Raw genomic sequence first — 12,027 nt, forward strand, 5'->3', positions numbered from 1 at the left:
AATAAATAACTGTCTGGTCAGTTATTTACTTTAGCTGAGAACGGTACGCATTGTCAAGGCTAAGCAATTCAGTCATGCTCTGTTTGTGGGGTCTTTTCTAAGTATTTGTGACAACTTCACGTAGTTGAAGCAGTCACTGACGACGGCGTAGACAATCCGTTGTTGGCCTTTCCGGAATACCAGGCGTTCGTAGTGAAGTTCAAGACCTGGATCGCTGAGCCGCCAACCACCGAACACTTGACGGCTACCTGTTCCTATCAATCCTTCTAAAGATCCAGTAGACGGTGCCCCAAGCTGGGAAACATGGGGGAGCAATCTCCACGAGCAGCCGCTAGGCAACACGTAGAGGATGGCATTCACGATTTCGCGCCGCTCATATGTCAAATTGGGAGCCTCTTCGGCTGGAGAAGGGATCAATGGTTCCAACATGGCCCATTGGGAGTTAGTAAGATCGGATGGATAGGCTCGCCTGGACATCGCTCGTTTGCCTCCTTTTATCCCTCTCTGCTGGTTGCTTTCGTTAGTATTGTCAACTTATTGAAAGAATGGAAGAGCTTGCAAAAAAGAAGGATGAAGGAAAGAAGCAGAAAAATAGGAGTGAACAATGCAGTGCTATGCCGCAGTTTTTGTTTCGGTGACCTCATTCCAGGTCTGGAATCGGATCTGTAAAATGGCACGGTATTCTCCAGCACGCAAACAGTGCCTTCGTGATTGGAAATGGCCAGAAATGAGGCCGAAAGCCGAGAGAAAACGTTGCGCGTGTTTGGCTGATGTGAAACCGCCGCATTTTCTTCTCGCGCAGCCGCGTGGGCTGGTGTGAGTTCTCCGCTCGATTCTTCAAACCTTTGTGCTGCCGATGTGCCACGCCAGGCAGGATCTCGCGTTTGGCTGCTCCATAGCTCTTCAGTGTATCGGTGATGATCACACGTGGGACGTATTGCAGTCCCTTTAAGAGCTTGCGAAAGAACCTCTTGGCAGCTTGTGTGTTGCGTCGACTCTGGACCAGCATATCGAGCACGTTGCCATCTTGATCAACCGCACGCCACAGAGACTGTCTTTTGCCCTTAATCGTCAAAAACACCTCATCCAGATGCCACGTGTCTCCTGGCTTTGCGCGGCGATACCTCAGCTCATTGGCAGACTTTTGGCCAAAGTTGAGGCACCACTGACGGACGGTTTCGAAGGTGAGCACAACTCCACGCTCTGCCATGAGTTCTTCGACATCACGGAAACTGAGCGAAAAACGGAAGTACAACCACACGCAATGACTGATCATCACGGGCGGAAAGCGATACCCTTTGTAAGGTGAAGATAAGACGCTCTTTTTCATGAGGGTATTCTCTCTTGCTCTTCAGCTTTTGTGTGTCGCTTCATCAACTTGATAATACTTTTGCCATTGCTTGCAGGACATACAGCTGGCCCCTGCCCGGTCTATCCCTGTTTGATAAGAGCGTTTCGGTAGAGGATGCCCGATGCGTGTGCAGGTTTCTGCGAGGCTGATATAGTGATTGCCCAGGAAATGCCCGATGCGCGGCCGCATATCCTCGCCAATAAAATTCATCCTGGGAAGTGGTTCTTTTGTGAGGATATGCGACCTTTCGCGGCTGCGTGCGCTTGAAGAGACGTATTTTGTGTTTTGTGTTTCGATTTTCCATAAGTTTCACCTGACTTTCTCTTGAAATTGGGGAATTATAGGGAAGAAAATGACTAGAACTCACAAGCGAAGCATGCTATCATAGGAGGCATCACATCTGTCTCTTGATGGTCTGATTCGACCTGGGAGACGTTTCGCTGATGTCTGTCTTGATCGCGTCTTTTGCGCGGAAGCACAACAAGCGAAACATGAGCCTTAAGCGATGTGGTGGAGTCATCAACTTCTGGACTCTGCGGAATCGGCTGAGACACGCTTGTGTTACTCAGATGTGTCCCCGGGGCCTCGTAATGTTGAGGTATCCATGCCATCGGAAGTGTTCTCTTGTGGCACTTCCCCTCTCTGAATAGGAGCTCACCATGAGCATTGGTAATCACCCCACTCCCGACGAGATCCGCGACATGCCCGTGCCCAAGTTCCGCGGCCTCCTGGCCAGCGGTCTGATCGAACACTTCGACGTGGAGCAGATCGAGGCGCTGAACGAGCGTCTCCGCGGCACAGAGGACCCGACCAGGTACACGGTGGGCGGCCGCACCTACGCGCAGTACGAGAGGTGACACCACACGCCGCACAGGCACAGGGCGGACCCGGGAAGATTCCGGGTCCGCCTGCTTTTTCCCTTAGAAGGGATGTTCATCTAGACCCTCAAGACTTGGGTTTCCTTCGAGGCTAGCACTCGTGCTCTCTTGTTGCTGCGGCGTTATGTTGTAGGCTGTGTTGCAAAAAATCAGGAGGAGAAGCAACGGGAGGATTGATCCTTCTTGTTCAGCTTAGGTAGCCACTCCAAACAAGCTGGAAATAAGGGCAACCAGACTGAGGATATCCCCTTTCCCCACGTCTTTCATCTGTCCTTTCCTAATCATATGCATCACTTTAAATCCCTGTAAGGTTCGCCATGCAGTCTTGAACGAAAAGAAGCCCAACCCGGGTTTGATGCGCCGTTTGATGAAGCGGTGATCCTGTTCAACCAAATTGTTGAGATACTTGCTCTGCCGCAGTTCACATGCAATGGCAAGTGTTCCTGCCGCTTTCAATTCAGTCACGGCTTTGGGATAGGCTGCGTTTTTATCGACTGTAATCACGCGAGGAATCACTGTGTGGGAGGCACTCAGGGCTTTCGCGAAAAAGCGCTTGGCGGCTTCTGCATCACGAGAAGCGCTCAGATGGAACTCCAGGGTCGTTCCTTGGGAATCCACTGCACGGTAAAGATACATCCAGCTTCCCTTGACTTTGACAGACGTCTCATCCGCCCGCCACGAGTCAGTTGTTCCCTTGAGATGAGGTCGACAACGTTTTTCCAACTCAGGAGCATATCTTTGGACCCAGCGGTACATCGTCGTGTGGTCAATATGCAAACCCCGTTCCAGCATCAACTCCTCCAGATCTCGGTAGCTCAATGAATAACGAAGGTACCGGCGCATGCCGAGGAGTATAATCTCTGCTTCAAAATGACGCCATTTGAAGGGGGGTTGCTCTGCCATGATTGGTTCTCTTGTTCTTCTTTTCTCTCTATTTTGACAGGCCAGCTTTCTTTTTGCAACACAGCCCGATATCCTCCCCCATCAACAAGGATTTTGGGAAAAGGAGACGATTCCTTCGCATGCATCACTAGGTTCTCCATAACATTAATGGCCTTTCTTCTATCTTTCTTGATGCAATTTGGCAAATACCAAGTGCCCTTTGCCAAAATCATTGGGTCTTCCGCTCATTGGTATTGGTGGCGAAATCGATATCCCCATCAAGCAGCCTCTTTCATAAAGCGGGCAAAGTGCGAGAGAGGGGTAGAACGCGGAGGAATGCCCTGCAACCAATCATGCAATCGACACACATTCATCGCGGTCGCAGTCACGACATGCTGAAGATGGGTCCGAGGCTCCCCAATGTAGCGCGAGCGCCGCAAGCCCATCCGGCGAACGCCCTGGGCATGCACTCCCTCTACGCCTGCTCGTTTGGCGTACTCTTGCTTGAACTCTTCAGTCTGCTCTCGTTTTCGAGCAGCATCTAAGGCAAAATGCGCCTCATGTCGCCTTACTGAGAGGGTCCGTTGTTTTGATTTGGTGCATTGAGAACGCACGGGGCAGCGTCCACAAGTAGCATAGCCAAACTTGATTTTAATAATCTCCTGATTGCGTGTCCAGGTGGGTGTCCAACTGCTACTGATCTGCCCTTGTGGACAACGGGCTTGCTTGTTTGCCCAGTCAATCGAGAAATTGCTTAACGCATAGCCATTCTGTTCCCGTGCTTGCCATCGGTAATCTTTGGCAGTTGGACCCACCAGATCTATCTGGTATCTTGTCTGGTTGGTGACCAGCGCTTCGGCATCGATATAGCCTGCATCCACAATATGCTGTTCTGGGAGTAATTCCCGCTGCTCTAAGTTGGTATGAATATCTGGAAGGGCATGTCGATCTGGGGTAGGAGCGATAGTCGTGGTGACCTGCGTGATCAATCGGGGGAGGTCTTCGTCACAGGTCTCACTAAAATGCGCTTTGTAACCAATCCAATGTGTTGAACGCTTGGTGGCTGCCGATGCGTCAAGATCGTAAGGAGAAAAGTAGAGCTTCGCCGATTCCAGACGATCTTCATCAATAATCCAGGTGCCTCCTTTTTCCTGGGGCAAGTAGTCCTGTTTCCACACTCGCAGCAAGGTATCAACCGCTGGGATGGAGAGCATCCAGTGATTTTGGGGATCTGCTTGGATCGCAGCTAACAATCCCCACCCATCCTGACCCACCTGGTGCAAGAGAGACTTTCGCTCCTCCTCCTCTCCAGAAGGAAAGCGATATTCCTCGGCACGGTGTCCATAGCGTTCCAACCACTCTGGCTGGACCTGGCGTTGTAACCAATTGGGGGTGACAACGGAGAGGACATTGAGGGCATGGCGCAGCGTTTCTACCACGCATTCGGCTCGATTGAGTGCACGAATCTTCGCTAGCACATGGGTCGAGTCGGTTCGTTGACGCCCGCGTGTTTTGAGCCAGCCGTGTTCTTTGCACAGGTCTAATACCGCCTCCAAGAAGCGTTCTTCGGCAGTCAACGCCACTAGACGAGTCCGAAATTCACTCAAGACGGCATGATCGAAACCAGCATCGGTTAATTCCAGACTAAGACAATATTTCCAATCCAACCGACTACGTACAGCATCGGCGGCTTGGCGGTCAGTCAGATTCTCCATGAATTGGAAGACGGTAACGAGCGCCAGTCGCCACGGGGCATAGGCTGGCTGCCCACGACCAGGATACAGGTCTGCAAACCATTCATCCTGGTAGATCGTTCCCAATATGTCACGCAGGTGGATATACAGATTGCCCTTTGGAAAAGAGGCACACACGACTCAAACGGTTTCGGCTGGGATCTCAGGGATCGGTTGGAGTTTCAACATGGCTGGCCTCAGCTCTCTCATAGGAACGATAAACACCCTTGTATTCTACCAGATACAAGCTCACTGGATTTCGCCACCAATACCACTTTGCTGGAGAGCCAAATCATTTGCCGAATTGTGCCATAAGTTTTGCCGCCGCCAGTCTTCCTTTGTGGTACACTAATGCTGTTTTTTTGCAAAAAGAGAACCCTCATTCCTCAGAACTTGTAAGTGGTAAATGGCGCGAATGTTCGACAATTTTTGAGGTAAAATGTGGGATTTTGGTGCGAAATATGGGAATCGACCAGCAAGACGCTGGAGAAACCGCCTCCCATCTGGTTTCCTTCTTCTAGAAAGTGTAAATGAGGCCTTTGAGTAGATGGGCACTGGCCGAAGAGCCATCCAGAATTTTTGTCCCGGGTCGATCTCATCTGTTTGTGTCGGTTGGATACTCTTCCTTGCCTCAATAAGGGGGCTTTTGCATATCCCCCCGAAACGAGTACACCATTTCGGGGGGATATGCAAAAGCCCCCTATTAGGCCCGCCGGAGAAATTTACAACGTTAAGCCCTCAAAGCTGCCCATAAGTGGGTTGAAGCCACAACGTTAAGCCTCTTCAGAAAAGCGGAGGTATTGTCCGTAAGGGGCTCAGTTGCCCTCTGCGCTTTTTGAGAGCCTGCAAGTCCAAATGATGCAAGCCATGCAAATGAATATGGGCTGAGGTAATCGGCGAGAGATGTGGTAAATGACCGACCAAGTGGGTCTGGCTCTTGATACCACTGGCGAACCTTGAAGAGCGTGACGAGGCAGCCAAGCAACATCAACACTGTGAACTCACCCAGATCAACGAAAACGTCTGAAGCAGGCAGATGCCCAGCAAAAGATGCAATTGTTGATCTGTTCGGCACCACGCTGAATATCCAAGGGCTTTCAGGATGATTGAAATCCAGACGCGCTTTTTAGAATGCCATCCTGATGCGGTAGAGGAGGATTCGCCAGCAGTATCTTCTGAGGTCGTGTAGACCTCATGCGGAGTGGTGCGTCTGTGACGCATGGCGTTTCAATTTTGGTGAAGGATGGGTTTATTCCCCTGACAACATCCACTTGTTGAGCTCATGAATTTCACTCATTCCTGCTTAAAGAAGAGCTTATCACCAAAAGCGAGACAGATCCACCAAGTGAGCGGGTTTGGCCCTCAAACATGAGCACTTGCCCTCAATCATGAGCACCAAGAGGAATGTGCCTGGGAAAACCGCTCCCCATCTGGGTCCTTCTCTTCATCCTTTGTCAATTGGCCGGCTTGGGGAAAAGGAAAACAGTTGAGAGAGATCGAAGCCAAAGAGGTTGAAGGTCTTGGCCGCATGGCGAGAGAGGTATGGCCAGACTACCTGGCTCCTCTTCCTCTCGTCTGCGGGCAGGTGAGCCAGAGGGTCATTGCATCCAGGCAACGGGCGGATGATCGACCGATGCGGGGCAGGTGTAGATCTGCATTGTGTAACTGCGACCGATGGTGACCATAACCGGCTCCCATGGGCGTGTGTAGCCGCTACCAGGATTTCTATCGAGGGCTTGGTCCTCGATGGGAATCCAGCTGCCACTGCCCCCGTCCCACTCGGTGGAATCGATCCTCAGCAGGGGTTGCATCTGCGTCCCGCAGGAACAGATCGCTGGCGCGGCATCTCGGAAGCTAAAGGAAGTCCAGCCTCCGACCTTCCAGCCGGGTGCCACGGACAGCCCAAATGAATAGGCAAAGCTTCCTACGTCGGCGATTGTCTTCTCACGCGCTTGCCATGCCTTGATCTGCTCGCGCAGAGCCTCATCGAGATCAGAGAGGGCAGGGTATTCGATGACCTGTTCAGGATGGGCGATACAAGGCTCTGGGACATAGTCCCCGGACTCCACCGCAACGGGTTGTGGCGGGTTGGAGAGCAAGGCGGTGACCGTGGAGGAGGAACGCCACACCAGCTTCACCCTGGGCAGATACTCATCATCATGGCCAAACGGGCACCACAGCACCTGAAGCAGATCGCAGCCAAGAGGTGGGTGCAAGTCGGGGATGTCGCGTGCATAGAGTTGCGCCACGGGTATCATCGCAATCGGCTCATTGGTCCAGCTATGCCCAGCTTGAATGCGTTTGATGATGGCGTCTTCCTCCGGCGTGAGGAGGTTGACACCAGGATGTTGGGGCCGCTTCCAGGCAGCGGTCAACATGTCCCGTTGCAGCCGGACATCGGCGAGGGTCGTCAACGGCTCGCCAGGCAGATGTGGACCCTCACAGTGGGGCCACGGGTCATCGATTTGCCACAGCAGCGGGCCTCCAACCGAGCTCTCCTGGGGCGTAGGCGTGCCCGGACGCGGGTGCAACCGAGTCGTGGTGCGGGCGAGCGGTGCTAGCTCTGGGAACACGGCTGCGATATCGACTGGTCTTGGGGGCGTGGTGCGGGTCATCTTAACTCCTTTTACACTAATATTAAAACAAGCCTTCGTATCAATGGAAGAAATCCCAACGAGTTGGAGACCTACAAAACGGGTCTCGTGATCATCTGTCCTTCCTTTCCCTTGGCAAGGGATAGAGTGGCTCTTGATCGCTTTTCCTGTTTCTCTTCTTCGGGCGCGTGGGAAAAGCGGAAGGGCATCGTCCCCCAGCAGTACATCGTCCCATGAAACTGGTGGAGGAGTGCGATGATTCTGATGGCTTTCTTGATTTTCTGTTCTTCCCCAAGCCGGCCAATTGACAAGGGATGAAGAGAAGGACCCAGATGGGGAACGGTTTTGGGGGCTTTTGCATATCCCCCGAAATGGTGTACTCGTTTCGGGGGGATATGCAAAAGCCCCCAATAAAGAATTACTTCCTCTATCTATCGTTGAGGTATTGTCAACTTGGTCACATACCTGAACAATGTGTTAGAATAGAGTCATGAAAACAATCCTGACCTCTCAGGACTACAAAGGCTATCGCTTCCCATCGGAGATTATCAGCCACGCAGTATGGCTCTATTTCCGCTTCTCGCTCAGTTTTCGCGATGTTGAGGAACTGCTGGCACAACGCGGAATCGTCGTGAGCTTTGAAACAGTGCGTCAGTGGTGCCTCAAATTCGGTCAGACCTACGGCAATGAACTGCGGCGTCGCCGCCCTCGCTGTGGTGACAAATGGCATATGGACGAGGTATACCTCACCATTGGTGGGAAGAGACAGTACCTGTGGCGAGCCGTCGATCAGCATGGCAATGTGTTGGATATCCTCGTGCAGAGTCGGCGCAACAAAAAAGCGGCCAAACGCTTCTTTCGCAAGCTGCTCAAAGGACTCCAATACGTTCCGCGAGTCATCATCACCGACAAACTGGCGAGCTATGCTGCCGCCAAGAAAGACATCATGCCAGGCGTCGAGCATCGCCAGCACAAGGGCTTGAATAACCAAGCGGAGAACTCGCACCAGCCAACACGGCAACGTGAACGTACGATGCGCCGTTTCAAATCCCCTGGTCACGCGCAACGCTTTCTCTCTGCTTTTGGTTTGATCTCTGATCATTTTCGTCCCAAACGACATCGTTTCCAGGCCGGGGAGTATCGTACCATCATGCAGGAACGATTCCAGATATGGAATGAGGTAATTGGAAGGGAAACAGTCGCATAAGGCCGAATCTGCCTCCTTGATACTCAGCTTCTTTTCTCTCTCTCTTGTCTCTTCCTTAAAAAGCTCTTCTCTTATTTCATCAAGTTGACAATACCTGGCATATACATTCAGGAAAGCTAATTGCAATTACTGTGATTAAATTGGCGTTTGCCTATCTTTTACTAGCTGTAAAAAAGCATTCTGAGATTTTGAGCACTTCTAACCCCTTAATGCTTTTCTAGCTCTCATTCCTTCTAATTCTCATCCATACTAGCAGACATCAAGTGTCTGGAGTTAGACTGACTGGCATATATTTGAGAAGACTTCGTATTTTAGTATAAGCAATAAGATGTTCTGCTTGTACTATTCTTGTATAAGCAGAAAAATTGACAATCCAAGACACGCCTTTTGTAGACCAACGAACATACTTATCGTAAGCACCCCCAACCAATTACACCTGAAATGAGTAAGAGTGAAGACCTGTGCTCTATATTCACTTTATACCTCTGAAAAAATTTATAATGAAAGGCAACACAGGTATGAAACGTTTTGTGCTTGTACTTGAGATCATAGGTGTTCTCTTCCTAGTAGGAGTCGTATTCTTCAATCAACAGCAGGCTACAGGAAGCACAGCAGCCGTTCGTCTCATAACTTCTTATTGGCCTTTGTCTGCGCCAATCATGGAACAGCCTTCAGACAAGGTTTCCATAACCCACCAGCCTACCACATATTGGCCAACAAATAGCCTCACCAGGGTCGGCAACACATTCTTCACTCACCAACAGGCAGTAGAAAACACAGCTGTTTCAGCGCCTACTCGGTTTATGGCGGATCTACTTTTCGCGAAGCCCTCTATTTTTTGGCCAACAAATCGTCTCTTCCAGGTAGGATATAGTTTTGCATCAGATCCCTCCAGCTACTGGCCGAATGAATATCCCCTGATCTTTTGGCCTGGAGGAGCACTCCCTAACATAAAAGTGATAGGTCCTCAACTCAACTCAGCACCATTCACCTACTGGAATGGAGGGAAATCCGTAGCGCCCAGCCTGTATTGGAAAAACTAGCACATTCCATATACATCAATACCATCCTCTCGCATATACTTAGAACCCTGTTTTCTCATAACCCTACAGTTGTAGATGAAATGGTAGCTTCTCTGGAGAAGCCTGATCAGCATTCCTGGCTCGCATGAGCAATCGGATTGTGCTCTCTTTTTGTCGCCTCTTGTTTGATCGGTTCTCCAGAGAGTGGCGTGGAGAGAACAATGGATGTGGTGACAGGTCCAGAACCCATGAGTTGATTGAGGACCTGTTCCAAATGGGTGATCGATGTGACCACCAGTTTCAACAGAAAACTCTCATTTCCTGTGACACGGTGACATTCCAACAGTTCAGGGAGTTCCGCCATGAGGGCACGCAGACCGGCCTCGGTCTGGGGAGTCGTGGTAATGCGAACAAATGCCGTCATGGGCAAGCCAACCTTTGCCGCATCGACGCGCGCTCCATAGCCAGTAATCACCCCGGCATCTTCCAGTTTGCGCACTCGTTCAGCAACAGCTGGGGTAGAAAGTCCCACCCGTCGGCCCAGTTCAGGAAAAGAAAGCCGCGCATCTTTTTGCAACTCACGCAGGATACTCCACCCCGTCTCATCCAGCGGACGATCATCTTTGAAAGTCATCGCACCATTTCCTTTCGATTTTGAAAGAAGTATAGCATATCGCTTTCAGAAATGAATGTACTTGGTACCGCTTTCCTGTTATACTCTGCACAGACAAGCAGACCTTTCAAGGAGATCCCATGACAAAAACCTTTTCGGAACAAGAAGTTCTCGCCTTCGCGCGTCATGCCTATCGAGAAGGAAACGCCGCCTTCGGGGTGGAACGAGACTACTGCGCATTACTCGTGATCGATATGCAGGAGGAGTTTGTCAAACCACACTCCACGCCCTTCTGGGTTCCAGAAGCCACTCGGCAGGTTCCTCTCATCAAGCAACTGATCGAAGCGTGCCGTGCAAAGAGCGTTCCGGTCATTTATACAGCCTTTGCCAGAACTCATCATTACCTGGATCGGCCTCTGGCCGGGCCACTCATGCCCAATCGCTACGCTGAAGAAGACGCTGCCTGGTTTCGCGATGGCGTCATCTGGCACGAATTGGCACCTTTAGAAGACGAGATCGTGCTCTACAAGCCGTCGTATGGCGCATTTTACGATACCCCCCTGGAAACGATCCTCAAGAACCTACACAGGGACACGGTGATCATTTGTGGTACTCTCACCAATTTCTGTTGTGGAACCACCGCTCGGCAGGCGTATGAACGCGGCTTCAAGGTCATCTTCGGCAGCGATATCACCGCCACCGATGATCCTGCGATGCAGGAGCCCGAATTACAGGTGCTCAGAAAAGGCTTTGCGAAAGTCCTCTTTCTTGACGAGATTCTCGAACAGATCTCCCGGCTTTGAGGCGTTCCGCCACCACGATCTCTGTCTCGAAAGGAGATGTCTCCATGCCTCTTTATGCCTCCTCTGCCTTACCTGAAGAGGTATGGGCCACCGCCTTCAACAAGCTGGGCCAGCGGATCAGACAGGCTTTTGTGCGGCCCGAATCCTCTCAGCTGGCGCTTGTCTATGTGCAGGGATGAATGGGGATGGCGGAACGAAAAAATGGATGGCAAGTAGCGGAAGCGGTGGGAGCAGCCACCCCCTATGCCATCCAGCATCTGTTGGATCGAGGAAAGTGGGACTGCGATAGAGTACGAGATGCGTTGCGTGCCTATGTCTCGGAGAGTCTTTCGACGCCTGAAGCAGTCGTGGTCATCGACGAGACGGGCTTTCTTAAAAAGGGGAGCAAATCAGTCGGCGTGCAACGACAATACAGTGGCACGGCGGGACGGATCGAGAATTGTCAAATCGGCGTGTTTCTTTCCTACGCAAGCGCACGTGGACATGCCTTATTGGACCGGGAATTGTATTTGCCGAAAAGCTGGGTAGAGGACAAGGAGCGCGGGTACGGCAAGTTTTTTTGCGCCGAGAGGCGGTAATAATGAGAAGATTCCGCTCATGGGAACTCAATAGAAGGATGGAGGAGCGAGGGCATACACCCTCGCTCCTCCATCCTTCAGTCCCCATACTTGGTTAGTATGGGGACTCGATCAGTTCGCGTGCCGGCTCGGGTCGTCGAACCCCAGCGGCATCCTGCCCTCCGACGCCTCCTGGGCGTCGTAGGTCTCCTCGACGGTTGCCGAGTCCTGGAGTTCCTGGGTCTCGATCTTCTCGTACTCAGGGCTCTCGGACATGCCTGTCTCCTTCCGACTTCATCCTGGACTTCCAGGGTGGGCACTTTGCCCAATCTCATCCACACCTCGGAGAGGATGGCTGAGAAGACTTGGTATCATCAGAAACGCAGG

At 51.5% G+C, this 12,027-nt stretch carries 10 protein-coding genes and 2 pseudogenes; 5 read left to right on the forward strand and 7 right to left on the reverse strand.

The window, feature by feature from the left end; genetic code table 11:
- Positions 1-72: 72 nt before the first annotated feature.
- Entirely contained in the window at positions 73-477 is a 405-nt protein-coding gene (locus tag K3T82_RS41410; RefSeq protein ID WP_220199351.1) for a transposase, read from the reverse strand.
- Between the two features lie 135 nt (positions 478-612).
- Positions 613-1,330: pseudogene (locus tag K3T82_RS41415) on the reverse strand (IS6 family transposase).
- Positions 1,331-2,010: 680 nt separating this feature from the next.
- Between K3T82_RS41415 and K3T82_RS41420 the strand changes: the two are divergent.
- On the forward strand, positions 2,011-2,208 hold the full coding sequence (locus K3T82_RS41420) for a hypothetical protein (RefSeq protein ID WP_220199352.1): 198 nt from the start codon (positions 2,011-2,013) through the stop codon (positions 2,206-2,208).
- Between the two features lie 213 nt (positions 2,209-2,421).
- On the opposite strand, the gene K3T82_RS41425 is transcribed toward K3T82_RS41420, so the two are convergent.
- The 3 genes from K3T82_RS41425 to K3T82_RS41435 form a co-directional block, all read right to left on the reverse strand.
- Positions 2,422-3,132, reverse strand: coding sequence for an IS6 family transposase (locus K3T82_RS41425; protein WP_220199353.1), 711 nt, complete (start codon positions 3,130-3,132; stop codon positions 2,422-2,424).
- A 257-nt stretch (positions 3,133-3,389) separates the two neighbouring features.
- Positions 3,390-4,982: an IS1182 family transposase gene (locus K3T82_RS41430; RefSeq protein ID WP_236031873.1), complete on the reverse strand. Its 1,593-nt coding sequence runs from the start codon at positions 4,980-4,982 to the stop codon at positions 3,390-3,392.
- 1,460 nt (positions 4,983-6,442) lie between these two features.
- Positions 6,443-7,459: a hypothetical protein gene (locus K3T82_RS41435; RefSeq protein ID WP_220199354.1), complete on the reverse strand. Its 1,017-nt coding sequence runs from the start codon at positions 7,457-7,459 to the stop codon at positions 6,443-6,445.
- Between the two features lie 469 nt (positions 7,460-7,928).
- On the opposite strand from K3T82_RS41435, the gene K3T82_RS41440 reads away from it, so the two are divergent.
- Both K3T82_RS41440 and K3T82_RS41445 read left to right on the forward strand, forming a co-directional pair.
- Entirely contained in the window at positions 7,929-8,645 is a 717-nt protein-coding gene (locus K3T82_RS41440) for an IS6 family transposase (RefSeq protein ID WP_220197588.1), read from the forward strand.
- A 461-nt stretch (positions 8,646-9,106) separates the two neighbouring features.
- Positions 9,107-9,688 (forward strand): hypothetical protein, encoded by a 582-nt coding sequence (locus K3T82_RS41445; protein WP_220196539.1) that lies wholly within the window; start codon positions 9,107-9,109, stop codon positions 9,686-9,688.
- Positions 9,689-9,794: 106 nt separating this feature from the next.
- On the opposite strand, the gene K3T82_RS41450 is transcribed toward K3T82_RS41445, so the two are convergent.
- Positions 9,795-10,301, reverse strand: a complete 507-nt coding sequence (locus tag K3T82_RS41450) for an Lrp/AsnC family transcriptional regulator (RefSeq protein ID WP_220196540.1) — start codon at positions 10,299-10,301, stop codon at positions 9,795-9,797.
- A gap of 119 nt (positions 10,302-10,420) precedes the next feature.
- On the opposite strand from K3T82_RS41450, the gene K3T82_RS41455 reads away from it, so the two are divergent.
- Together K3T82_RS41455 and K3T82_RS41460 are read left to right on the forward strand one after the other, a co-directional pair.
- On the forward strand, positions 10,421-11,083 hold the full coding sequence (locus K3T82_RS41455) for a cysteine hydrolase family protein (protein ID WP_220196541.1): 663 nt from the start codon (positions 10,421-10,423) through the stop codon (positions 11,081-11,083).
- A gap of 44 nt (positions 11,084-11,127) precedes the next feature.
- A pseudogene (locus tag K3T82_RS41460) lies at positions 11,128-11,625 on the forward strand (IS701 family transposase); the annotation flags it as partial.
- Positions 11,626-11,772: 147 nt separating this feature from the next.
- Here the strand turns inward: K3T82_RS41460 and K3T82_RS41465 are convergent.
- Complete coding sequence (locus tag K3T82_RS41465; protein ID WP_220196542.1) at positions 11,773-11,916, reverse strand: hypothetical protein; 144 nt, start codon at positions 11,914-11,916, stop codon at positions 11,773-11,775.
- Between the last annotated feature and the right edge of the window lie 111 nt (positions 11,917-12,027).

Source organism: Ktedonospora formicarum (assembly GCF_016587355.1).
Classification (GTDB): Bacteria; Chloroflexota; Ktedonobacteria; order Ktedonobacterales; family Ktedonobacteraceae; genus Ktedonobacter; species Ktedonobacter formicarum.

Bases quoted from the DNA above. Each gene is read 5' to 3' on its own strand.
- K3T82_RS41465 (WP_220196542.1), bottom strand. From the start codon at position 11,916: ATGTCCGAGAGCCCTGAGTACGAGAAGATCGAGACCCAGGAACTCCAG.
- K3T82_RS41420 (WP_220199352.1), top strand. From the start codon at position 2,011: ATGAGCATTGGTAATCACCCCACTCCCGACGAGATCCGCGACATGCCC.
- K3T82_RS41425 (WP_220199353.1), bottom strand. From the start codon at position 3,132: ATGGCAGAGCAACCCCCCTTCAAATGGCGTCATTTTGAAGCAGAGATT.
- K3T82_RS41440 (WP_220197588.1), top strand. From the start codon at position 7,929: ATGAAAACAATCCTGACCTCTCAGGACTACAAAGGCTATCGCTTCCCA.
- K3T82_RS41450 (WP_220196540.1), bottom strand. From the start codon at position 10,301: ATGACTTTCAAAGATGATCGTCCGCTGGATGAGACGGGGTGGAGTATC.
- K3T82_RS41455 (WP_220196541.1), top strand. From the start codon at position 10,421: ATGACAAAAACCTTTTCGGAACAAGAAGTTCTCGCCTTCGCGCGTCAT.
- K3T82_RS41410 (WP_220199351.1), bottom strand. From the start codon at position 477: ATGTCCAGGCGAGCCTATCCATCCGATCTTACTAACTCCCAATGGGCC.
- K3T82_RS41435 (WP_220199354.1), bottom strand. From the start codon at position 7,459: ATGACCCGCACCACGCCCCCAAGACCAGTCGATATCGCAGCCGTGTTC.